The 24,314-nt window shown below is 64.4% G+C and carries 16 protein-coding genes; 12 read left to right on the top strand and 4 right to left on the bottom strand.

Annotation, left to right across the window (positions count from 1 at the left end):
* Positions 1–23 precede the first annotated feature (23 nt).
* The 9 genes from J2W94_RS15420 to J2W94_RS15460 all read left to right on the top strand — a co-directional run bounded on the left by J2W94_RS15420 (position 24) and on the right by J2W94_RS15460 (position 14,985).
* Positions 24–890, top strand: a complete 867-nt coding sequence (locus tag J2W94_RS15420) for an HpcH/HpaI aldolase/citrate lyase family protein (protein ID WP_310095331.1) — start codon at positions 24–26, stop codon at positions 888–890.
* On the top strand, positions 890–3,331 hold the full coding sequence (locus J2W94_RS15425; protein WP_310095333.1) for a sodium:solute symporter: 2,442 nt from the start codon (positions 890–892) through the stop codon (positions 3,329–3,331). The genes J2W94_RS15420 and J2W94_RS15425 overlap by 1 nt, the downstream gene beginning before the upstream one ends.
* A gap of 295 nt (positions 3,332–3,626) precedes the next feature.
* A complete protein-coding gene (locus J2W94_RS15430) occupies positions 3,627–4,508 on the top strand; it encodes a LysR family transcriptional regulator (protein WP_310095334.1) in 882 nt (293 codons plus the stop codon).
* 420 nt (positions 4,509–4,928) lie between these two features.
* Positions 4,929–7,160, top strand: coding sequence for a TonB-dependent receptor (locus J2W94_RS15435; protein WP_310095336.1), 2,232 nt, complete (start codon positions 4,929–4,931; stop codon positions 7,158–7,160).
* A 43-nt stretch (positions 7,161–7,203) separates the two neighbouring features.
* Positions 7,204–8,592 (top strand): serine hydrolase domain-containing protein, encoded by a 1,389-nt coding sequence (locus J2W94_RS15440; protein ID WP_310095339.1) that lies wholly within the window; start codon positions 7,204–7,206, stop codon positions 8,590–8,592.
* Entirely contained in the window at positions 8,589–9,539 is a 951-nt protein-coding gene (locus tag J2W94_RS15445) for a ribokinase (RefSeq protein ID WP_310095340.1), read from the top strand. The genes J2W94_RS15440 and J2W94_RS15445 overlap by 4 nt, the downstream gene beginning before the upstream one ends.
* Positions 9,540–9,603: 64 nt before the next feature.
* On the top strand, positions 9,604–11,796 hold the full coding sequence (locus J2W94_RS15450) for a formylglycine-generating enzyme family protein (protein WP_310095342.1): 2,193 nt from the start codon (positions 9,604–9,606) through the stop codon (positions 11,794–11,796).
* Positions 11,793–13,676 carry a glycoside hydrolase family 127 protein gene (locus J2W94_RS15455; RefSeq protein ID WP_310095344.1) on the top strand — a complete coding sequence of 628 codons (1,884 nt, stop codon included), beginning with the start codon at positions 11,793–11,795 and terminating at the stop codon, positions 13,674–13,676. Before J2W94_RS15450 ends, J2W94_RS15455 begins: the two co-directional genes overlap by 4 nt.
* Before the next feature lie 121 nt (positions 13,677–13,797).
* Positions 13,798–14,985, top strand: a complete 1,188-nt coding sequence (locus J2W94_RS15460) for a CaiB/BaiF CoA transferase family protein (protein WP_310095346.1) — start codon at positions 13,798–13,800, stop codon at positions 14,983–14,985.
* Positions 14,986–15,034: 49 nt separating this feature from the next.
* On the opposite strand, the gene J2W94_RS15465 is transcribed toward J2W94_RS15460, so the two are convergent.
* Positions 15,035–15,427: a DUF1801 domain-containing protein gene (locus tag J2W94_RS15465; RefSeq protein WP_310095348.1), complete on the bottom strand. Its 393-nt coding sequence runs from the start codon at positions 15,425–15,427 to the stop codon at positions 15,035–15,037.
* 358 nt (positions 15,428–15,785) lie between these two features.
* On the opposite strand from J2W94_RS15465, the gene J2W94_RS15470 reads away from it, so the two are divergent.
* Positions 15,786–17,450 (top strand): GMC family oxidoreductase, encoded by a 1,665-nt coding sequence (locus J2W94_RS15470; protein ID WP_310095350.1) that lies wholly within the window; start codon positions 15,786–15,788, stop codon positions 17,448–17,450.
* 110 nt (positions 17,451–17,560) lie between these two features.
* Here J2W94_RS15470 and J2W94_RS15475 read toward each other — a convergent pair whose 3' ends face one another.
* On the bottom strand, positions 17,561–18,466 hold the full coding sequence (locus J2W94_RS15475) for an SDR family oxidoreductase (protein WP_310095353.1): 906 nt from the start codon (positions 18,464–18,466) through the stop codon (positions 17,561–17,563).
* Positions 18,467–18,570: 104 nt separating this feature from the next.
* The gene (locus J2W94_RS15480) at positions 18,571–19,311 is read right to left on the bottom strand and encodes an SDR family oxidoreductase (RefSeq protein WP_310095355.1); all 741 of its coding nucleotides are present in this window, start codon (positions 19,309–19,311) and stop codon (positions 18,571–18,573) included.
* A 117-nt stretch (positions 19,312–19,428) separates the two neighbouring features.
* Between J2W94_RS15480 and J2W94_RS15485 the strand changes: the two genes are divergently transcribed.
* Together J2W94_RS15485 and glnE are read left to right on the top strand one after the other, a co-directional pair.
* On the top strand, positions 19,429–20,328 hold the full coding sequence (locus J2W94_RS15485) for a LysR family transcriptional regulator (protein WP_310095358.1): 900 nt from the start codon (positions 19,429–19,431) through the stop codon (positions 20,326–20,328).
* Positions 20,325–23,171 (top strand): bifunctional [glutamate--ammonia ligase]-adenylyl-L-tyrosine phosphorylase/[glutamate--ammonia-ligase] adenylyltransferase, encoded by a 2,847-nt coding sequence (glnE, locus tag J2W94_RS15490; protein WP_310095360.1) that lies wholly within the window; start codon positions 20,325–20,327, stop codon positions 23,169–23,171. The genes J2W94_RS15485 and glnE overlap by 4 nt, the downstream gene beginning before the upstream one ends.
* A gap of 121 nt (positions 23,172–23,292) precedes the next feature.
* On the opposite strand, the gene J2W94_RS15495 is transcribed toward glnE, so the two are convergent.
* On the bottom strand, positions 23,293–24,243 hold the full coding sequence (locus J2W94_RS15495; RefSeq protein WP_310095364.1) for a mitochondrial fission ELM1 family protein: 951 nt from the start codon (positions 24,241–24,243) through the stop codon (positions 23,293–23,295).
* Positions 24,244–24,314 lie beyond the last annotated feature (71 nt).

Consider the following 24,314-nt stretch of genomic DNA (forward strand, 5'->3'; position numbering starts at 1 on the left):
GCGCGTCATGAAGAGCACGGTCGATGCGTAGCAAGCTGTTCGTCCCGGGAGCGCGTCCTGAATTGTTCGCCAAGGCGTTGGCGGGCGATGCCGATGCGCTGAGCTTCGACCTGGAGGACTCGGTTCCCGAAACACGCAAGGCCGAAGCGCGCGCCAGCGTCGCCGAATTCCTGCGATCGCCTGCGGTACGCGCAGCGGCCAAAGTCATCGTAGTGCGGCTCAATGCATTGGATACGCCGCACTTCGAGGCGGACGTACAGGCGGTAGCGCAGTCCGCAGTCGCGTTGCTGAACCTGCCCAAGGTGGAATCGGCCGAAGACATCCGCGCCGCGGTGGCGGTGCTGGAGCGAGTCGAAGCCGGCAGCGGCATCGATCGGCCGATACGCCTGCTGGCCACCATCGAAACTCCACGTGGTTTGCGCCGCGCGGCCGACATCGCGGGCGCGCATCCGCGCGTGGCGGGACTGCAATTGGGGTTGGCGGATCTTTTCCAGCCCTTCGGTATCGACCGCGGCGATGCCGCCAACGTACATGCCACGTTGTTCGCGATGCGTATGGCCGCGGCGGAGGCGGGCGTCTTCGCCTGGGATGCCGCTTTCGCCGATCTCGAAGATGCGGAGGGCTTCCGTGCCGAGGCGTCGATGGCGCGTCGCCTGGGTTACCTCGGCAAGAGTTGCGTCCATCCGAAGCAGGTGGCGTTGGCCAACGAAGTCTTCCAGCCGGACGCGCAGGAAATCGCCGCGGCACGACGTATCGTCGCCGCCGCACGCGAGGCCGGCGCGCAAGGGCGCGGCGCCTTCGTGGTGGACGGCCGCATGATCGACCTTCCTTTCCTGAAGCGCGCCGAGGCGATCCTGGCTTCGCTCGATTCCAGCACGAGCGCGTCTTGATGCCCCAGCCTCTTTCCACGATGCGCGCTTTTCTCGCAGCGGCTTTCCTGCTGCTGTGCTGCCTGACGTTGCCCGCCACCGCCGCAAGCCTGTCATCGGTGAAAACCACTTCGCTGCCCGCGCTGGCCGTAGACCAGCCCTTGATAGGGTTGGTGGCGGTGGAGGGCCGGCCGATCGCGTTCACCGCCGATCGGGCCTGGGTACTGGATGCCGAAGGCAAGAAATGGGAGCTCTCGCCCTGGCAACCCGATGTTGCGGCCGGCATGCTGAAAAGTGCGGTCGGCAACGGGCAACTGGCGTTCCTGCTGCGCGGTCCAGCCGAAGGAACCGGTACGGCTTCCGTCGAGCAGATCGCATTCGTCAACGGCCGGCTTTCCAGCAAGCAGTTGCCGGTGCTTCCCCTGGCATTGAACGAAGCGCGCGCAGCAGTCAACGCCGACAACCTCTATCTGGCTGGAATCGACGCAACGGGAAAAGCCACGCTGCTTTCCCTCTTGCCAGGCGCGGCCAAGCCCGAATGGCAGCTGCAGTCGGGTTGGCCGGGCAACTCGCCGCCGACCTCCCTGGTAGCGCAGACCTCTGCCGTGTTCGCGACCGTGCCGGGCGCCAGCGGCGAACGCATCCTGCGTTGGTCCGCCGACAAGGGCTGGCAGGACAAAGGTGCGGTGCCCGGTGCGGTCGTGCCGGGTTCGGCGCGGGCCATCGGCCAGGCGCACGTGATCTATCTGGTGGCCAGTTCGGGTGCGGCGCCGCAGATGATGACCTTCCACACCATCACCGGTTCGTGGGCGACGCTGCCCGATTCGAGCGCGACGGGCGTCTTCGCCGCGGCCGCTTTCGACAATGGCGTGCTGTGGGCCCGGGCCGGCGCCGACAGCAAGCGCATCGACTTCGAATCCACCCAGATCGAATCGGGGAAACTGCTGTTGCGCTGGCTGGATTGGATCGTGATCGTGGTCTATCTGGGCGCGATGCTGGGGATGGGTTTCTATTTCTACATCCGCGAGAAGCGCAACTCGACTTCCGACTTCTTCGTCGGCGGGCGCAGCATCCCTTTCTGGGCGGCGGGCGTCAGCCTGTATGCGGCCAACACCAGCTCCATCAGCTTCATCGCCATCCCGGCCAAAGCGTTCGAAACCAACTGGCAGTACCTCACCAATAACCTGGTCGCGGTGCTGGGCCTGATGTTCGTGGCGGTGTGGATCGTGCCGTTGCTGCGCCGCCTCAACCTGATGTCGGTGTTCTCCTATCTGGAGACCCGCTTCCATCCCACCATCCGCATGCTGGCCAGCGCGCTGTGCATCATCATGCAGATCGGCAGCCGCATGAGCGTGGTGCTGTTCCTGCCCGCGCTGGCCATCGCCACCATCACCGGCATCCGGGTGGAGTGGAGCATCCTGATGATGGGCGGCTTCACCATCATCTACACCGCCATGGGCGGCATGAAGGCGGTGATCTGGACCGACTTCGTGCAGGTCATCGTCAAGATGGGCGGCGCCATCTTCGCCATCCTCTTCATCATCTGGACGCTGAAAGGCGGCTTCGGCGAATTCCACCAGATCGCGCAAGCGGCGGACAAGACGAAACTGCTGGACTTCAGCTTCGACCTGACCAAGGCCACGGTATGGGGCTTCATTTTCCTGGTCCTGTTCGACGTGGTGCTGACCTTTCCCAAGGACCAGGTGCTGATGCAGCGCACGCTGTCGACCAAATCCGACAAGGAAGCGGGGCGCTCGATCTGGGCCTTCGCGCTGATCATGATACCCGGCGGTTTCATCTTCTATTCCATCGGCACTGCGCTGTTCGTCTACTACAAGAACAATCCGGAACGCATGAACCCGCTGCTGCCGATCGATGCGACCTTTCCGCTGTTCATCGCCGCGGAGCTGCCGATGGGCGTGACCGGACTGATCATCGCCGGCATCTTCGCAGCAGCCATGGCCACGCTTTCCAGCATCATGAACAGCGTGGCCACGTTGGCTTCCGTCGACTTCTACGAGAAGCTTGCGAAGAACCCCACTCCCAAGAAGAGCGTGCTGTTCGCCGAGATCGCCACGGTGGCCACCGGCCTGCTCGGCATCGGCGTGGCCCTGCTGCTGTCGCGTTTCGACATCCATTCGTTATTCGACGTGTCCATCGAGCTGGCCGGCTTGCTGGGCGGCGGTTTCGCCGGTGCCTATACGCTGGGCATGTTCACGCGCCGCGCCAATTCGGCCGGCGTGGCGATCGGCGTGGCCTCCAGCATCGGACTCACTCTGCTGGCCTGGTCGATGGACCTGGTGCATCCGTACTTCTATTTGGCCATCTCGATCATGCTGTGCATCGTGATCGGCTATTTGGCCAGCCTGCTGTTTCCGGCGCCGACCCGTGATCTGGACGGGCTGACCATCTGGGTGAAGTCGGATAGCAACTACGTCAAGCCGGAACCTGCCCGCCAATAGCGCTTGTTGCGGGGAACTGTGGAGTAGCTGTTCTGCAGTGGCTTGCCGGAAGCTTCGTTCGTGGCGAGCGTGTCGGAGATCCCGTTCGTGGTGAGCCTGTCGAACCACGCTCTTGGCGTAGAAGTAGAGTCCCCTGGATCCCCCTCCGCAGGGATGACGACATCGATGAACTTGTCGAGCCACGCCTTTAGCGCAGAATTCGGGTTATCGTAAACGTGCGGCATGACGCCGACAGCGTGGTTCGACAGGCTCACCACGAACGGATTCTTGTTCAGGCCTGCTGCAGAGACGAGACGTGGATACCCAATTCCTCAAGACCTTCGTGGCAGTGGTAGACCGCGGTTCGATGGCCGCGGCCGCGCGCTTGCTCAACATCACCCCGGCGGCGGTGGCGCAGCAGATCCGCACGCTGGAGCGCGAAATCGGCGCGCCGCTGATCGCGCGGGTGGGGCGCACGGTCAGCGTGACCGAGGAAGGCTCGCGCATCCTGCAGCGCAGCCGCGATCTTTTGCGCGACGTGGCCGATCTGCGCAGCCTGGCCAACGACAACGCGGTTTCCGGAGAATTGCGCCTGGGCGCCTGTCCCACGGCGCTGGCGGGCATGCTGCCGGACATCCTGGCGCGGATGGTGGACAAGTTTCCCGAGATCAATGTCTTCATCAAGCCGGGTTATTCGGCCGATCTCTACCGCGCGGTGGAAGGCGGCGAGTTGGACGCGGCCATCGTGCTGCACGCGCCGTATACCTTGCCCAAGACTTGCAACTGGCAGCTGCTGCGCGAGGAACCGCTGGTGGTGCTGGCCCCCGAGAGCATGGCCGGCCGCGATCCGCACGAGCTGCTCGCTACGCAGCCCTTGATCCGCTACGACCGCAACCACTGGGGCGGACGCCAGGCCGAGGAATACCTGCAGCGCATGGGCATCACCCCGCACGAACGCTTCGAACTCAATGCGCTCAATGCGATCGCGGTGATGGTCGACCGCGGGCTGGGGGTTTCGCTGGTGCCGGACTGGGCCAGGCCGTGGCCGGAGGGACTGAAGCTGGTGCGCTTGCCGCTGCCGGAAGAAAGCGTGCCGCGGCAGATAGGCATCGTCTGGTCGCGCTCGACGATCCGCATTCGTCTGGTCACCGTGTTCCTGGAAGAGAGCAGGGCGGCGATGAAAGTGGTCAACGGCTGAGTCCAAGGGATCATTCCCGTCGCCCGGGACGTCATCCCAGCGAAAGCTGGGATCCATTTTGCTCTTGCCTTGCGACGAAACCGCTTCCACACGAAAGTAAAAATCAAGATGGATCCCAGCTTTCGCTGGGATGACGATCCCGGATATCGATTCGCCAGCGCATCCATGCTGCAACGCGTCATAAATCGCGTATTCGGTAAGCAACAAAAACTAGACTCTGAACATAGTTCGCCCCGGTTCTATTCCCGTCGACCAACGCATAGTCTCCCGTCCACTGTCGGGGCTGTACGTAAGCGTCTTGGAGGGGATGCTTGGCACGCAGATCGCATCGCATGCGAACTGCCGACGCGCATACGCATAACGGGGGAGCCGCGATCCACGCGTCTCTTAACAAGCATAAAAAACCGAGAGACCACACACATGAAGCACGTACCGGCCACATTCGGCGTTTTCCTGCTGGCGGCTGCCGTCAGCGCCAGCGTCCACGCGCAACAGGCGGCCGAAGTGGCCGAACCAACTCCCGCAGCCGATAGTCAGGACGCAACAAACCTGGATGCGGTGATCGTCACCGGCTCGCGCAGCCCCAAGGCGATCGACAAAATTCCGGGTGCGATCACGCTGGTCTCGAAAGAGGAAATCAAAAACACCCTGGCAGTGACCGAGGACGCCACCGCCGTGCTGGCGCGCACCGTGCCCGGTTACGCCGAATCTTCGCAGGCCATGAGCAACTCGGGCGAAACCCTGCGCGGCCGCATCGCACTGCGTTTGTTCGACGGCGTTCCGCAGGGTTCCCCGCTGCGCGAGGGCAACCGCAATGCGACTTTCACCGACATGGGCATCGTGGATCGCATCGAGGTCATCAATGGTCCTTCCGCGTCGGAAGGCATCGGCGCAGCAGGCGGCATCATCAACTACATCTCCAGCGTGCCGCAGAAGGAGGGCAACGAGTTCCGCATCCTTACCCGCTATTCGACCCAGTTCGGCAACGATAGCAGCGGTTGGAAGGTGGGCGCGAACTGGCTGCACAAGCAGGAAAACTACGACTTCGTGGTCGGCGTTTCCGCTATCGACCGCGGCATTTCCTACGACGCCGACGGCCGTCGCGTCGGTATGAACACCAGCGGTTCCGTCTCCGACTCCATGGCCCAGAACCTGTTCCTGAAAGGCGGCATCAATTTCGGCGAAGACGGGATGCAGCGGTTGCAGGCCAGTTACAGCCATTTCAAGATCGAGGGCAATGGCGACTACATCCAGGTCGAGGGTTGCCGACCCGGCACCTGCGAGAATCCGGTCACCAACACTTCCGAACGCGGGCACATCTTCGGCAGCAAGGCCGAGTTCAACGATTTCGAGCAGTTGAACGTCCTCTATTCGGATGGCGATTTCCTCGGTGGAACGCTGTTGATGAACGCGTACTGGGCCGACCAGGCGATGCGTTACCTGCCGGAGAACGGCGACGACAAGCAACTGGTGAAGGTGGACGACGACTTCGACGAAGCCGACCGCATCTACGACCAGTCCGAGATCGACAGCAAGAAGTACGGCTTTCGTCCGTCGTGGACCCGCTCCTCGCTATTCGGCGTGGAAGGACTCGAACTACGCACCGGCATCGATTTCGTACGGGACGAGGCGCAACAAAGGCTGGCTTTGACCAACCGCGTGTGGGTGCCGCCGATGGAATACACCAGCACCGCTCCCTACGCGCAATTGAGCTACGACCTGGGTCCGGTTACGTTCAGCGGAGGTTTCCGGCGCGAAGACGGTGAGCTCAAGGTCGACAGCTACACCACCACGGCATTCCGCAATAGCGTGTTCGTGCAAGGCGGCGGCGTGGAATACACGGAGAACCTGCTTAATTTCGGCACCATCTGGCGCATCACCGACGAATGGTCGGTATTCGCCTCCTACGGCGAAGGATTCAGCCTGCCCAACATCGGCATCCCGCTGCGCAACATCAACGTGCCCGGCCAGTCGGTGGACCGCATTCGCGATATCCAGCCCATCATCGTCGACAACCGCGAGTATGGTTTCAACTGGCGCGGCGATCGCGGCTCGTTCGGCGGTTCGTACTACGATTCCAGGTCGCCTTTCGGCACCTCCTTGTCGGTGGACCCGGAGACCAACGACTACGTCCTCAATCGCGCGCCGACCCGCATCAAGGGCGTCGAACTGAGCGGAGAATGGAGGTTCAACGATCAATGGAAGGCCAGTGCGCTGTACTCGCGCATCCGCGGCAAGACAGCGTTCTGGAATGCGGCTTTGAACGGAGATTACCCGGCCGGAGGTTTGAACAAGCCGATTGGCGTGTCGGATATCAATCCGGACAAGATCGGCGCTTCGGTCACCTGGAAGTTCAATCCCAACGGCGATGTCACGCTCAACGCGACCAAGTTGATGTCGCGCGATTTGTCCGGTGAGGACGTGCGCGAATTCGATGGCGAGGAGTACGAATTCGAGGAGCATACCAACGGCTACACTCTGTTCGACTTGAGCGTGAACTACCGGATCGAGAACGTCGGACGTTTCACCGTGGGCGTCGAGAACCTGTTCGACAAGCAGTACATCCTGAGCTGGTCGCAGGTGGACTTCTTCAAGAACTACTTCGCCGGCCGTGGCCGTATGGTCTCATTCACCTACGAGTACACGTTCTGAGCCGCATGCTCTCGTCCACGCAGAGAAAGTTTTGATCGCTGAGTTGTCGCTTGCTTACGTCTGCTTGCACGTCGGGTTCAAGCTGGGCTTGCCCGACGGCAGGTGGCCGCTGTCGGCTGCGGCGTTGCGGCCGGCAGCGCGCTTGCTGCCTATGGTGTGCGGAATAACGCTCTGCCTGGCTTCGGTTGCCGCCGCCGCATCGCCGCCATCGTCTTCGTCATCGGCCGCTGCAGGCACGGAAGCCGGGCCCTCCCGATTCTCGGCGGACCGCCTGCAGCGGTTGGATGATTTCCTGGCCAAGGCCACCGACGCGCGGGGATATCTGGGCGCGGTGAGCCTGGTGGTGGCGGACGACCGGGTGGTGCAGTCGCAAGCCTACGGATACCGCGATCTGTCCCGCAGCTTGCCCATGCAGAGGGATTCCATCTTCCGCATCTACTCCATGACCAAGACGGTGACCACGGTCGCCGTGCTGATGCTGATGGAAGAAGGCAAGTTGAATCTCGACGATCCGGTCGAAAAGTACCTGCCGGAATTCTCCGGCATGCAGGTATTCGCCGGCGGCACCGCCGACCTGCCGGAGTTGCGGCCCGCAAACCGCAAACTCACAGTGCATCAGTTGCTGACCCACAGCGCTGGCTTCGCCACCGGTGGCAAAGGCATCGAACAAGCGACCAAGCTGCTCGAACGCGCCGATCTGCACGGTTCGGCGGACTTGGAGGAGTTCTCGCGACGCCTGTCGAAAATACCGCTGGCCGCCGAGCCCGGCACGGTGTTCCGCTACGACGGCACCCAGATGGAAGTAGCGGCGCGGATAGTGGAAGTGGTGAGCGGGCAGCGTTTCGACGACTTCCTGCAGCAACGCATATTCGATCCGTTGCGCCTGGCCGACACGGGCTTCAGCGTGCCCGCCGAGAAACGCGGCCGCATCGTCGACATCACGGTCATGGGAGCGGATGGAAAACTGAGGCTGGATGCGGGTCCCAGCGCAACGCGCCCGGGCGAGAGGCTCAATCCTTATCCCAGCGGCGCCGGTGGACTGTATTCCACCGCGCCGGACTTCATGCGCCTGTGCCGCATGCTGCTCGACGGCGGCGCGCTGGACGGCGTGCGGATCCTCGACCGCAAGACGGTAGAGCGGATGATGGCCAACCAGCTGACCTTCCTGAATCCACCTGTGACCCAGTTCAGCGATGCGGAAGGCTTCGGACTGGGCGGGTCCGTGCTGCTCGATCCCGCAGGCAAGGGTCGCCTGGGTCCGGCCGGACAGTTTGGCTGGTCGGGGGCGGCTTCCACTTATTTTTCCATCGACCCCAAGCAACGGATGATTTCGATATTGCTGCTGCAGCACCTGCCCAACGACGCGGCCAACGACTTACCGCGGATCAGCACCCGGTTCTACAACCTGGTCCACCAGGCGCTGCTGCCATGAGCGCAAGCGCACGCAGCACGTTGTTGGTGGCGGGCTCGGCCAACCTGGATTTCGTGGTGCGCGCCTCGCACGTGCCGGCGCCGGGAGAAACGGTGCTCGGCCGCGAGTTCGCGACGTTTCCGGGCGGCAAGGGCGCCAATCAAGCGGTGGCCTGCGCACGCGCCGGTGGCGTCGACACCCGCATGTTGCTGGCATTGGGCGATGATCCCTTTGCCAGCACCATCGAAAATTCGCTGACCGATGCGGGGGTAACCCTGCAGGTGGTGCGCAGTGCGCAGCCCACCGGCACCGCCTTCATCTGCCTGTCCGACGATGCCGAGAACGCGATCACCGTCGCGCCCGGCGCCAATGGCGCGTTGCGCGGCGACGAACTGTCGTCGCTACAGGACGTGAGCCACCTGCTGCTGCAGCTGGAGACGCCCATCGAAGCCGTGACCGCTTTCGCCCTGTCCGCGCGCGAAGCCGGCGTGCGCGTGGTCCTGAATGCCGCCCCCGCACGAGCCTTGCCGACCGAACTGCTGCGGTCGGTGGATGTGCTGATCGTCAACGAGGGCGAACTGGCGGCGATCACTGGGCATCACGGCAGCGTGGCCGAATGCCTGGAGCAATTGGATGTTCCCTGCGTCGTCGTGACTCTGGGCGCACGCGGCTGCTGCGCGCGACAGGATGCGCAATTCTTCCTGCAGTCCGGCTTCAAGGTGCAGGCGGTCGATACCACCGCCGCCGGAGACACCTTTTGCGGCGCTCTTGTCGCCGCGCTGAACCTGGGCGATGCGCTACCCGCGGCCCTGCGCTATGCATGCGCGGCCTCGGCGTTGGCCTGCACGCGATTGGGCGCACAATCCAGCATTCCGCAACGTATCGAAGTGGAAACGATGCTGCGTTCGAACGACCGCCACGCGCCAATCGCCAACCGCGCCCTCGCCGCCTATTGCGGCCTTGTGTGACACTCGCTTCCAATCGCTCGCTTCCAATCGCTCGCTTCCAACAGAATCAGAAATCACTAAGCCCATGACCGCAAGCCCGGAAAACACAGCGCCATTGCCAGACGATCGCGACCGCGAGGAACGGCCGGAGATCAGGACCGAATACAAGTTCTCCCACGTCACCACCCAGCGCTACCTGCCCACGCCGGGCAAGGCGCCGGGCTGGCCGTTCGCCGAGATCGGCCACTGGAAGATGGACGTCAACGGCACCGCTGGCGACTGGATCCGCGAACTGACCGATTGGCGCCGCGAACATCTCACCCGTATCGGCTACGACGACGCCAACTACCGGCGCCCGGAACTGCAATGGGCGCAGCGCAACTTCGTGCATGCGCAGATGATGATCGAGGACCGCTACTTCTACGATCCGGCGATGGGGAAATACACCGTCGACCGTTATCTCGACGATCTGGAGGAACGCTTCGGCGGTCTGGACAGCGTGTTGCTCTGGTACATCTACCCCAACATCGGCATCGACGATCGCAACCAGTTCGATCTCATCCACGATCTGCCGGGCGGCGTGGAAGGCATCCGCGGCGTGGTCGCCGATTTCCACCGACGCGGGGTGAAGGTGTTCCTGCCGACCATGCCGTGGGACAACGGCACCCGCGAGCAGGGCGAACCGGACTGGCTCGCGATCGCGCGGCTGGTCAAGCAAACCGGTGCGGACGGCATCAACGGCGACACCTACAACGGCGTTCCGCGCGCCTTTTTCGACGCCTGCGACGCGCTCGGTTGTCCGGTGGTGGTGCAGCCCGAATCGACGATCAGCGCCGAGGAGCACCTGATCTGGAACGTGCAGAGCTGGGGCAAGAAGGTGCCGACGGATGTGATTCCGTCGGTGGCCAAGTTCAAGTGGCTGGAACCGCGCCACATGATCAATTACGAGAACCGCTGGGGCCGCGACCGCAGCAACGATCTGCAGTACATCTTCTTCAACGGCGTGGGCTACAACGCATGGGAGAACGTCTGGGGCATTTGGAACCAGTTCACCCCGCGCGACGCCGCCACTTTGCGTCGCATCGCCACGGTCGAGCGCAAGTTCGCGCCGCTGATGGTCAGCATGGACTGGCAACCGTACGCCGCCACCCTGCAGGCCGGCGTGTTCGCCAGCCGCTTTCCGGGCGAAGGCAGGACCCTGTGGAATATCGTCAACCGCAACGAGTACGAAGTGCGCGGCGAGCAGATCGCCGTTCCGCATGCGGAAGGCACGCGTTACTTCGACGCGTGGAATGGCGTGCCGTTGCAGCCGCGCCTGGCCGATGGCAAGGCAACGCTGGCGATGACGCTGGAAGGGAAGGGTTACGGCGCCTTGCTGGCGTTGGAGGCGGGCGTGCAGGATGCGGACCTCGAGGCCTTCCTCGAGCTGATGAAGGGCTTCGCCAAAACCCCGTTGCAATCGCTGTCCAATCAGTGGAAGTCGATCCCGCAGACCCTGGTCGATATCGCGCGCACCGCGCCCGTGGCCGAAGCCGCGGAAGGCATGGTCACGATCCCCGCTGGCGAATTCGACTTCGTGGTCGGCGGCATCGAGATCGAAGGCCAGACCTGGGACGGCGTCGACTTCCAATACCCCTGGGAAAACAGCGCGCGCCGCGGGCATCGCAAACTGATGCGGATGCGCTCGTTCCACATCGACCGCACTCCGGTCAGCAATGCGCAGTTCAAGCGCTTCGTCGACGACAGCGGCTACCGGCCGCGCGACGCCCACAACTTCCTGCGCGACTGGATCGAAGGCGCACCGGCGGCGGGTTGGGAGAATAAGCCGGTGACCTGGGTGTCGATCGAGGACGCGCGCGCCTACGCGCAATGGGCCGGCAAGCGCCTGCCGCATGAGTGGGAATGGCAGTACGCCGCTCAGGGCAGCGACGGACGCGTCTATCCCTGGGGCGATGCCTGGAATGCCGCGGCGGTACCCGCTGCGAATCGCGAACGCCGGTTGCGCTCGCCTGCCGATGTCGATGCGCATCCCGAGGGCGCCAGTCCTTTCGGGGTCCTGGATCTGGTCGGCAATGTCTGGCAATGGACCGACGAATATTTCGACGAACACACCCGTGCCGCGGCGCTGCGTGGCGGCAGCTCCTACCGTCCGCAGACCTCGCACTGGTATTTTCCGCAGGCTTACCGGCTCGACCAGCATGGCAAATACCTGTTGATGTCGCCGGGCAAGGATCGCTCGGGTGGCGTGGGTTTCCGTTGCGTCGTGGATGCGGAATGAACCTGAGTCCGAACAACGCGATGGCTTCGCCGTCTTCTGCGCAGGTACGGCTGGGCGGACTGCTGGGCGAGGCGCTTGCCGCGAACCAGTCGGGGCGTCTGTCGCATTTCATCGTCGATGAAACCAGTCCGGCCATAGAGATCTTCGATCCGGCACGCGCCGCGAAGAACGAAGAAGGAGACTGGTACGGCGAACACGCCGGCAAGTGGCTCTATGCCGCCGCCAAGTCGGCCGCACGCGATGGCGATGCGCGCCTGGTCGCCAACCTGCTGCGCGTCGCCGACTATCTGGTCGGCGTGCAGGAAGCCGATGGCTATCTGGGCACCTACGCGCCAGATCACCGCTTCATGCGCAAGCAGCCGCCCAAGCCGGGCACCTGGGACGGCGCGCCCAGCGTGCGCACCTGGGACATCTGGACGCACAGCTATCTGATCCTCGGTCTGCTGGAAGTGCACAAGCATTTCCCCAAACCGCAATACCTGCAGGCTGCGCGCAAGATCGGCGACCTGTGCTGGCGCACGCTCGCCGAACAAGGCATCGACATCACCGAACTGGGCAATCATCACGGCATGTCGGCCACCGTGCTGATGGATCCGGCGGTGGAGCTGTACCTTGCCACCGGCGAACCGCGTTACCTGGCCCTCGCGCAGCTGGTGCTGGAGCAGGCCGACAGCAATCCGGACCTGGCTCTGCTGCAGCGCGTGCTCGCCGGCGCCGATGCATCGGAGATCGCCACCGGCAAGGCCTACCAGCTGGCCTGGAACCTGGTGGGGTTGGCGAAACTGCACAAGGCCACCGGCATCGCTTCTTATCGCGAGGCGGTCGACCACGTGTGGGAAAGCATCCGCGCCCATCACCTCACGCTGGGGGGCGGTCCGTGGGGCGGGGTGGCGCATCGCTCGCGCGAGGTGTTCAATCCGGCCGGGGTGTTCAGTCCGCAAGGCTATGTGGAAACCTGTTCCATTCTGGCCTGGGTGCAGCTCAATCGCGAACTGCTGGCGATCACCGGCGAAGCGAAATACGCCGAGGAGATAGAACGCACGGCCTACAACGATCTGCTCGGCGCGATGGCGCCCGACGGCCAGGACTGGTGCTACTACTCCTTCCCCAACGGCCGCCGCGTGCATACGACTTATTGGCGTTGCTGCAAGTCCAGCGGAGCGATGGCGATCGAGGAACTGCCCGGGCTTGCTTACACGAAATCACGGACCGGTGACCTCACGGTCAATCTACTCGGCCCGGGCGAAGCTGTCTTCTCCCATCCGCAGGCCGGCAAGGTCACACTGACGCAGGTAACTGCGTATCCATTCGAAGGCGGCATCGAGCTGCAGGTGTCCTGCGAACATTCGGCGCGTTTCGCCATTTCCATACGCATCCCGCAATGGGCCGAAGACGCGACCGTCGCCATCAACGATGGCAGCCCGCCTATGCAGGCGGCGTCCGGCGCCTATGCCGTCATCGAGCGCGAATGGCGGTCGGGCGATGTCGCGGCTCTCGAGTTACCGATGCCGCCTGTCGCGCATCGACGCGTGCAGCAGAACATCCAGGAATCGCGCGCGCCTGATGGCTCGCCGGTGCGCCAGCAGGTGATGCATTACCAATACCTGGCGATAACACGCGGACCTTTGGTCTACGCCAGCGATCTGATCGACGGCTTCAAGACCGAGGAAACGCTGCGCCTTGCCGATGCCCCGATCGACGAATGGCTGCACCAGGCGCCTGGGGAAAGTCGCGAGGGCCCGATGATCCACCTGCACGGTCTGGGCCGTGCGCCGTTGACGCTGGTGCCGTATTACCGGGCCGGCGGCCGCGAACATGGCGCTTGGCGGCTGACCTGGTTCTCGCTCGCGCCCGGACAAGCGTCGCCTCCACCGGACTGAGCACGGCCCCTCAAGCAAGAAATTGTGCCGTCAGAAGCTAGCAAGCCAACCTGTTAAAGCGGACGATCATGAAGCAGACTTTTCGCCAGCATTATTGGATGAGGTAGAGGGAAAGGATCGTATGGCGACTGAATCCCCGTTCGCGTTCGCAGGCCGCACCGGCGCCGCCGGTCCTTTGAGCGGCGTGCGCGTGCTCGATCTCAGCGCCTACATCGCCGGTCCGTACGGCTGCACGCTGTTGGCCGACCAGGGCGCCGACGTGCTCAAGATCGAGCCGCCGGATGGCGACAACCTGCGCAAATATCCGTCCACGCTGCAGGCCGAAAGCCGCGCTTTCCTGGGCGTCAACCGCAGCAAGCAGGGCATGACCCTGGACCTGAAGAAACCGCAGGGTTTCGCCACGCTGCTGAAGCTGGTGCGCGAGGCGGACGTGCTGGTGCACAACTTCCGCCCCAGCGTGCCCAAGCGCCTGGGCATCAGCTACGAGCAACTGAGCTTCATCAATCCACGCCTGGTCTACTGCGCCGTCACCGGCTACGGCGAGACCGGACCGATGAAGGACAAGGCCGGCTACGATCAGGTGCTGCAGACCATGACCGGCATGTGCGCGCTGCAGGGCAAGCGCGGCGGCGCGCCGGAAATCATCTACGGTTCGGTCGTCGACTATTACGCGGCCGCGTTGCTGGCCGCCGGCGTTTCATCCGCCCTGTACGAACGCGAACGTAGCGGACTGGGCCAGTTCGTCGGCGTGTCGCTGCTACGCAGCGCGCTGACCATGCAGTCTGCGCGGATGATCTGGGCCGAGGGCGAATCGCTGGATATCGGCCGCGACATGCGCTCCGGCGGCGTCACCGGCATCCATCCCACGCGCGAAGGCCATATCTACATCTCCGCCAACACGCCGCGCTTCTGGAAGGCGTTGTGCGAAAAAACCGGTCTGCACATGCTGGAGCAGAACGAACGCTACGACACGGTGCGCAAGCGCGCCGACCATGCTAACGAGATCGTCCCGCACCTGCACGCCGCGCTGACCCGGCACAGCGCGCTGGAATGGGAAGCGCTGTTCGGCGACGAGGTGCCTTGCGCCGCCGCGCTGCGGGTCGAGGACATGTTCGATCATCCGCAGGTGCTGGCCGAAGAAATGGTGGGCGACATCGAACACCCCGTCATCGGCCGCTACCGCGGCGTTACCCGTCCGATCAAGTTCGGCCGCACGCCGGGCCCGGATCCCTTCGCCGCGCCGGTATTCCATGAAGTCGATACCGGGGCGGATGACGCGCCAGCTTCGCAGAACGCCCGCAAGGCCTGAAATCTCCGGGCTGGTCCTCCGCAAGCGCTGAGCGGATCGTAAATCCGCATCACTTGGTCAAGCGCGTAGGATCCCCAAGCGTTTTGTTGAGCGTCACCGCTTCCTTGGTCAGACGGCGCACGGTCGCGGCACTGACGTTCATTCCTTCGCGCAATTCCAGTGTGGCCATCTCGTATTTCCCGCCAGGCTTGAGTCCCGGCTCGATCTCGCGCAGTCGCTGTCCCCGCCAGAATCCGAACAACACCCGCTGTTCCTCGGCGCGTATGAGCAGCGCCGGACCGTTGGACAGATAGACCAGGTGGCCCCATTTCACGACTTCCTCCAGCGTCGCCGCGGAACGCACCGCCGCACGCAAATCCTCGACGCATCCGCGTTGCCAGCCGTCGAGGCTCGCCACATAGGCGTCGGGATTGGCAGCGGGCACCGATTTTTTCATGGCCATATCGAGTAGTACTCCGGATGAAAAGTCGTGTGACGGGTACGTGCCCGCACGAGCAGAGCCGAACTTTACGCCGAATTTGCGGTGCAGCATCCGGGCAGAGCCGGTGCCGCTGACCGGCAAGGAGTCACGCTGCTCGCCATGCGGCTGCGCCGTGCCGACTGCAGGGTCACGAGGCCGCAAACCCAAGATATATCGCCACGAGGCTGGGAGTGCGTCCACGATTCCTGTCCAGCGGACACTGAGCGCCGAAGACCGCGGCAGACGTTCCTGGCTATCGTTTATGGCCGGGAAAGGTGTCGATGTTCGTTAGCTTGCACTAGTGGGCTCTGCGCGCGAATGCGCGCTTCCAGGAGTGGCGATGATCATCGACTACCTTGACAGGTCTGGTCCGGACGATTTTTTTGCGGATATTTGCATCATCGGCGCCGGCCCTGCGGGAATCTCGATCGCTCGCAGCTTCATCGGAACTTCGCTCAACGTATGCCTGGTCGAAAGCGGCGGCCTTGCCGGCGAAGACCGGAACCAGGAACTGTACGAAGGCACTTCCGTCGGATCCCTCGAACTGGATCCAGCGACTTCGCGGATGCGTGCGTTCGGAGGCAGCTGCAACGTATGGGGCGGTGGTTGCGTTCCGTTGAGCACTCTGGATCTAGGACCGCGCGATTGGGTTCCGCATAGCGGCTGGCCGCTTTCCTACGACGAAATCGAACCGTATTACCGGCGTGCGCAGGCGGTCTGCGGTATCGAGTCGCACGATTTCGCCGACGGCACGTTCCTTACCCCGCCCGCCCGGCCGCCGGTTGCTTTCGACACCAACAAGCTGGTCAACCAGAACTTCGTGCTCAGCCCGGTCTTCTTCGGCGACGCGTATCGGTCCGAACTCGAACGGGCCGCGAACATTACCGTCCTGCTGCACGCCAACCTGCTTGAGTTCGAGGCCGCACCCGCTGGAGCTTCCGTTCGTCAGGCCCGCATCGGCGCGCTGGATGGGCGCAGGGGTTTGATCCATGCTCGGCGCTACGTACTTGCGTGCGGGGGTATCGAGAATGCGCGGCTCCTGCTGTTATCCAACTCCGTGGCGCCGAACGGATTGGGCAACGACCGGGACCTGGTGGGGCGCTATTTCATGGATCACCCCAGCGGCAAACTCGGCACTTTATTCACCGACGCACCAGATCCGCTCACGCGACCCTACGATCGCAGCGGTGGCAAAGGTCCGGCGCCTTCGTTTCCCGAGCTATGTCTGTCGGATCAGGCAGTGCAGGCGCATCAACTGCTCAGCGGACGCGTCCGTCCCGTTGCCGTGGAAGCTCCCACGCCGAAGGGAATACAGGCGCTGCGCGATCTGAAGAATGCGCTTTTTCCCGTGCGGGACGAGAGCCTGGCCCTGGAAGGGATGATGCGGGCCGCGCGGAAAAGCGATGCGTCAGGCGACGACGATGGGCAGGCCAAGGAGGGGATCGGCAAGCTGGGGTTGCGCGTGGGCATGGGCACCTGGGACATCGCGCAAGCAGTCTGGCGCAAGCTGACCGACAAGCCTACGGTCAAGAGCGATTACGTCGACGTGATCGGATACTTCGAGCAGGCGCCCAATCCCGATAGCCGGGTCATGCTGGGCGATGAAGTCGATGCGCTGGGGCAACGCAAGGTCTGTGTCGACTGGCGACTTACCGCACTCGATTGGCACACCTATCGGACCGCCGCCGGCCTGTTCGGCGCCGAGCTCGCGAATTCGTGCGGAGGAAAATTCCAACTCGAACCGTGGCTGCAGGAAGGCAACGAAGCGGTTCCGCAGCTTCGCGGCACCGCGCATCATCTGGGGACGACACGCATGTCCGATGATCCGAATCTTGGCGTGGTCGATCGCCAATGCCGGGTGCACGGCGTCGACAATCTCTACGTGGTCGGAAGTTCGGTGTTTCCGACCGGAGGTTGGGCGTTTCCGACCTTCACCATCGTCGCCCTGAGCATGCGGCTCGCCGAACATCTGCGCACGCTCAGCGATATCGCGATGGTGCTTTGAATACCGCGCGTTTCCTCTCCGCTTTCGACGAGTGATTAGCGTTTCCGACACGACTTCTCCATTCCCGCTTTCGCGGGAGTGGAGAAGCAAGAGGAAAGCGTGAGTCCAGGTCAGCCTTCGACCCGCGGCAGCAACAGATCCTGCAGCCCGATGCGTTGCAGGAATTCCACCCGGATCCGATCGCCCACCTCGCTGACTTCCTCGCAACCGTCGCGCGAGGGATCGATATGCACGCGGAACGGACGCTGGCCGAACTCCGTGTCCACCACCCGTACGATTCCCTCGGCCACCGAGGCGGCATCCGCATCGGCCGGCTCCAGCGAAGCCAATGCCTTCAGCGACTGCTCGGAAAGGCCGGCATAGGGACCGCTGTCGTATTCGGCCGAGCGCGCCGTGTCGTCGGGCTTGCCGGAATGGGCGAAGTGGTTGGTGCCCTTGGTGAAGGCGCCGGGCATGACGATGCTGGTTTCGATGCCCCAGCGCGCCAGCTCACCGGCGTAGGACACGGCCAGCGAATCCATCGCCGCCTTGGCCGCGAAGTACGGCGACAGGAACGGCGGGGTGCCGCCGCGCACGCTGCTCGACGATACCCACACCACCAGTCCCTGGCGCTGTGCGCGCAACTGCGGCAATGCGGCGCGGTTGACGCGTTGCGCGCTGAGCACGTTGATGTCGTAAAGCTGGGCGAACTGTTCCGGCGTGAACGCTTCGGCCGGGCCGTAGGACATGTGGCCGGCGTTGTGCACGATCACATCGATCCTGCCCGTTTCAGCGATGACCTGCGCGATGCCGGCCTCGACCGATGCGTCCGATTGCACGTCCAGTTCTACCGTCCGCAAATCCACCTCGTGCTCGCGTGCGAATTGCCGCGCGGCAACGACCTGCGGCGCATTGCGCGAAGCGGTGTCGCGGATGCCGGCGTAGACGGTATGGCCGGCGCGGGCCAGGGCGCGGGCGGTGAGCGCGCCGAAGCCGCTGGATGCGCCGGTGATGACGATGACTTTTGCGTTGTTCATGGCAGTTCTCCGGTATCGGCGCATCCATCACGGACGCGCCTGGTTGAGGAAGCGAGCGGATTTGCTAGGGAATTCGTTAGGGGAGGCGATATCGCGCCGGAAGGTCAGACCATGCCGCCATTGGCGCGCAGCACCTGGCCGTTGATCCAACCGCCATCCGGGCCGACCAGGAAGGCCACAACGGCGGCGATGTCCTCCGGCGTGCCCAGGCGTTCCAGCGGATTCATCTTCGCCATGCGCTGCACCAGCTCGTCGGGCTTGCCGTCCAGGAACAGATCGGTCGCGGTCGGACCGGGGGCTACCGCATTGACGGTGATGTTGCGGCCGCGCAGTTCCTTGGATTGGATCGCGGTGAGCGTTTCCACCGCGGCCTTGGTCGCGGCATACACGCCGTAGTTCTCCATCTTCGTACCGACCACGCTGGTGGAGAAGTTGACGATGCGACCGCCGTCGCGCAGGCGCCTGGAAGCTTCGCGCAAGGTGTTGAAAGTGCCTTTCAGGTTGACGGCGATCTGGGTGTCGAACAGCGCATCGTCGCTGGCGCCGATCGCGCCCAGCTTCAGGATACCGGCGTTGTTGACCAGCACGTCGATGCCGCCGAAAGCCGCTTCGGCCGAATCGAACATGCGCGCCACCGCGGTCGCGTCGGCCACATCGGCCTGTGCGGCCAGGGCCTTGCCGCCGCCGCTCTCGATATTGCGGACGACCTGCTCGGCGGCTGCGGCATTGCCGGAGTAATTGACGATGACGGCATGACCGTCGCGGGCTAGGCGCTGGGCGATGGCGGCGCCGATACCGCGGGAGGCGCCGGTGACCAGGGCGATGCGGGAAGTGGTGGTGCTCATGGGGTGTCCTCGGGAAGGGGAAGGCCGGCAGCAGCCGGTGAGGGAAAGATGCGCCTTTCCTTCCTGCGGATAATCCACCAAAATCCGGAATCATCTGTCGGATATAGCGAACAATCTATGGATCGATTCGACACGATGCGGGTCTTCATTCGGGTGGTCGAGCAGCGCAGCTTCACCCAGGCGGCGCAGGACCTGGGTTTGCCGCGTTCCACCGCCACCGACGCCATCAAACAGCTGGAAACCCGTCTGGGCGTGCGCTTGCTGCAGCGGACTACGCGTACGGTCAGCCCGACCCTGGACGGCGAGGCGTATTACCGCCGATGCCTGGTCATCCTGGGCGATATCGAAGACGCGGAAGCCGCGTTCGCCGGGGCCAAGCCGCGCGGACTGCTGCGCGTCGACGTGCAGGGCACGCTGGCGCGCCGGTTCGTGTTGCCGGGGCTGCCCATGTTCCTGGCCCGCTACCCGGATCTCGAATTGTTCATGGGCGAGGGCGATCGCTGGGTGGATCTGGTGCGCGAAGGGGTCGATTGCGTACTGCGCGTCGGCGAACCGCGGGACACCGACATGGTGGCGCGGCGCGTGGCGATGCTGGCGGAAGTGACCTGCGCGTCGCCGGCCTACCTGGCCGAATTCGGCGTGCCGACCAGCATCGAGACCTTGCAGGGCCATCGCATGGTCGGCTTCCGTTCTTCGGCCACCGGCGCATTGCTGCCTCTGGAATTCATCAAGGACGGCGTTGCCCGCAACGTGACCTTGCCGACCAAACTTTCCGTCACCGGCGCCGAGACCTATTCCGCAGCCGCACGGCTGGGACTGGGGCTGATCCAGGCGCCGCGCTACAACCTGGAAGCGGATCTCGAGCGCGGCACGCTGGTGGAGGTGTTGCCCGATCATCCGCCCGCGCCTTCGCCGGTATCGCTGCTGTATCCGCGCAACCGCCAGCTCTCTCCGCGCGTGCGTGTGTTCATCGACTGGCTGGTGGAAGTGTTCGCCGATGCCGGACGCAGCGCATGACACAATCGCCGGTCATGGGAAACGACGCGACCACAGCGTTGATCGGGGCACTGGTCGAGCGCGGCCTGGCTGGCCTGCGCGCGCGTTCGGCCGAAGCGGCCGCATTGCTGGAGGACGCGACCTTCGCCGAACGCGTGGGCAAGGTGATCGCCGCCAGCGATTTCGCGCTGGAGACGTTGCGCAAGCAGCCTGGGTTGCTGGCGACGCTCAAGCGCGATGAAGGCGCTGAAGCGTTCGCCCCACCCGTGCTATCGGCGGAACGATCGACGCAATGGCCGGAGCAATTGCGCAGCTACCGTGCCGCCGAATCGACCCGCCTGGTCTGGCGCGACGTGCTGGGTCTCGATGAGGTCGATGCGATTCTGGCCGGCAGCACGCGGCTGGCGGAGAACTGCCTGCGCACCGCGCTGGAGGCGTTGGAAACCGAATTCGCCCAACGGCATGGCGTGGTGCGCGCCGCCGACGGCAGCGCGCAAAGGCTGGTCGTGTTCGGATTGGGGAAGCTGGGCGGCGGCGAACTCAATTTCTCTTCCGATATCGATCTGGTCTATACCTATCCGCAGGGCGGCGAGTCCGATGGCGCGCGTTCGTTGGCGGCGGAGGACTACTTCGCGCGCCTGGGCCAACGCCTGGCCAAACTGCTGGACGAACCGACCGTCGATGGATTCAGCCATCGCGTCGATCTGCGCCTGCGGCCGTTCGGCAACGCGGGCAGGGTGGCGCTTTCCTTCGCCGGCATGGATCAGTACTTCCAGCGCGAAGGCCGCGACTGGGAGCGCTACGCCTGGCTGAAAGCGCGCGCGGTGGCCGGCGATATCGAAGCGGGCGAACAATGGCTGCAGACGTTGCGTCCGTTCGTGTATCGCCGCTACCTGGACTTCACTGCGCTGGATGGCCTGCGCGAGATGAAAGCCGCCATCGCCGCCGAAGTCGCGCGTCGCGAGCTTGCCGACGACATCAAGCGCGGTCCGGGCGGCATTCGCGAGATCGAGTTCCTGGCCCAGGCGCTGCAACTGATCCACGGCGGGCGCGAAGCCACGCTGCGCGAGCGCCGCCTGCTTCCTGCGCTGGACGCTCTTATGCGAACACGGCAGATATCGCAGGAAGACGGCGATGCGCTGATCCACGCCTACCGCTTCCTGCGCAAGCTCGAGAACCGGCTGCAGATGCTGCGCGACGCGCAGACCCATGCACTGCCGGAAAATCCGTTGGACCGTGCGCGCATCGCCCAGTGCCTCGGCTATCCGGACTGGGGCGCGTTGGACGCGGCGTTGGCAGCGCAGCGCGCGCGGGTCGCGGCGGAGTTCGGCGAACTGCTGGCGCCGCGGCAACGCGACGTTACACCGGGCGTGCTGAGCGGCTATTGGCGCGCGCTGCCGAACTCGGGTAACGCGGAAGCGCTGGCGACCGCGGGATTCGGCGATCCGGCCAGCGCCGATGCGGCCTTGCGCGATTTCGCCAATTCCGGCGGCGTGCTCGGTCTTTCCGATGGCGCGCGCGCGCGATTGGATCGCGTCCTGCCGGCCTTGCTGGAGGGCGCGGCGCGATCCTCGCAACCGGATGCGGCGATCAAACGGCTGCTGGTCCTGCTGCGCGCGATCCTTCGCCGCGCCAGTTATCTGGCCTTGCTCGACGAACAGCCCAGCGCCCTGAATCGCCTGGTGGACGTGGTGGCGCGCAGCGCCTTGCTGGCCGAACGCCTGGCGCTGTATCCGCTGCTGCTGGACGAACTGCTTGATACGCGCGTCGGCGGACCCATGCCGGACCGCGAGGTCATGCGTCGCGAATGCGAGCCGGCCCTGCACGAGGACGATCCCGAAACCGCTTTGCGCGCGCTCAACGAGAAGCGCCTCGCGCTGAGCTTCCGCATCGCGCTCGCTGCGCTGGACGGCCGCCAGTCCGCGCGCGACAGCATGCGGCAGCTGGCGTGGCTGGCCGAAGAAGTGGTGCGCGTGGTGTTGCGCATGGTGCATGCCGAAGTGGTCGCCGCGCATGGCGAAGTCGCTGGTGGGCGCTTCGCGGTGATCGGTTACGGCAGCCTCGGAGGCGAGGAGCTCGGTTTCGGTTCCGACTTGGACCTGGTGTTCCTGTTCGATGCCGATCCTTCTGCTATCTCCAGCGGCACGCGTTCGTTGGAAGCGGGGCGCTGGTATGCGCGTCTGGCCCAGAAGTTGGTGGCCTTGCTGGGTGCGGCCACCGGCGCGGGGCGTCTGTACGACGTGGACGTGCGCCTGCGGCCCGACGGCGCCAAAGGTTTGCTGGTGTCGTCGGTGTCCAGTTACCGCGACTATCAGCTCGAACGCGCCTGGACCTGGGAGCACCAGGCGCTGGTACGGGCACGAGGCGTCGCCGGCGACGCCTCGCTGCTGTCCGAATTCGACGCGATCCGCGAACGGACTCTGTCGCAACCGCGCGATGCGCGAAAGCTGCAGGAAGAAGTCGGCAGCATGCGCCTGAAGATGCGCGCCGAACTGGATCGCAGCGATGCGGCGAGGTTCGATCTCAAACAGGGCGCCGGCGGACTGGTCGATCTGGAGTTCCTGCTGCAGTTCCTGGTGCTGCGGGATTCTTCCTCGCATGCCGCCTTGCTGGAGCCGCGCGACACGCAGGGATTGATCGACGCGCTGCGGGCGGCCGGCACGCTGGACGAAACGCAGGCGCAGTCGTTGTTGTGCGTCCACGGATATTTCGTGTCCGAAGGCCTGAATTGCACGCTGGACCGGCGTCCGCGGCTACTGCCTGAGGGCGAGGCCACTCTTTCCGCGCGCGCGGTGGTGCGAGAGGAGGTGTCGCGCCATGGCTTGGGGTTCGACTTGGCAGCGGACAGCCAACCGATTCAATAATCCGTTCGTGGTGAGCCTGTCGAACCACGCTTTTCGCGGAGCAAATGGCTTGCTACGAACTGAAACCATGCGCCAAGAGCGTGGTTCGACAGGCTCACCACGAACGGAATAAAGAGAGCAATTAGAGGGACAGACGTTCGCGCACCAGCGCCGCCACGCGCGCGGTTTCCCGCAGCGGTTTCACCTCGAACGGCGCCAACTGCGTATCCATCGCGCGGATGCGGCCATGCGCCAGCAACGAATCCAGGAACCTGCGCGGCCTGCCGCTGACGCGCGCAGGATCGAAGACGAAGACCGGCGCCTCCGTCGCGCAGGCTTCGGACACCATGTTCACCGAATCCGGCGAGCACACGATGCGGTCGGCCCACGCCAACAACCCTTCGTAAGGATTGGCCCCATCGGTTTCTCCGCACCAAACCACGCCGGGCGTCTCCACGTAGCGATGGCGCAAGGCGGCGATCAGGTCGGCAGGGGTGCGGCGCGAAGTCGTGATCAACACGCTGCCGCCCTCGCGCGCCAGCGCGACTTCCAGTTTCGAGGCCAGCACCTCGAAGGCGCTGCGATCGAAGCGTGCGTGCGAACTGGAGCCTCCCAACAGGACGGCAGTGCGGGGTTGCGGCAGTTCGGCGAATACCGCGAAAGCCTCGCGCGCCCGTGCGAGCCAGGCCTCGTCGACAGGATTCAGGCTGCCGAGCAGGGTGATGACGTTGTCGCCTGCAAGCAGATCGTGTTCGGGAGCGACCACCAGATCCCAGTATCGGGTGTCGATGCGCGGATCGAGGATCTGCACCACCTTGCCGCCGCGCTCATGCAGCAGGCGCGTGGCCAGCGCGGCCTGGCGACCGCAACCGATGGCCAGTCGCGGCGGCTGCGCCAGCGCCAGTGCGAACGCCGATCCGAAGGCATGGTCGGCGCCAGGGAAGCTGCGCGGTGCGAGCATGTTCCAGGGCAGGCGCGGTTCCAGCAGCCAGTCCTTGGCGGGTCCGCAATCCAACGCCGCGGCCAGCGCATCGGCCTGGCGGCGGTTTCCTGCATGACCGTCGGTGAGGGTCCAGAGCTGTGTCGAATCCATGGGATCTGCGGGGCTTTGTTCCAGAAACTAAAACAATCCGTTCCGAACTGGCTTGATGTTGCCATTGCCGG

This window comes from Pseudoxanthomonas sacheonensis (assembly GCF_031455975.1).
In the GTDB taxonomy this organism is placed as follows: Bacteria; Pseudomonadota; Gammaproteobacteria; order Xanthomonadales; family Xanthomonadaceae; genus Pseudoxanthomonas_A; species Pseudoxanthomonas_A sacheonensis_A.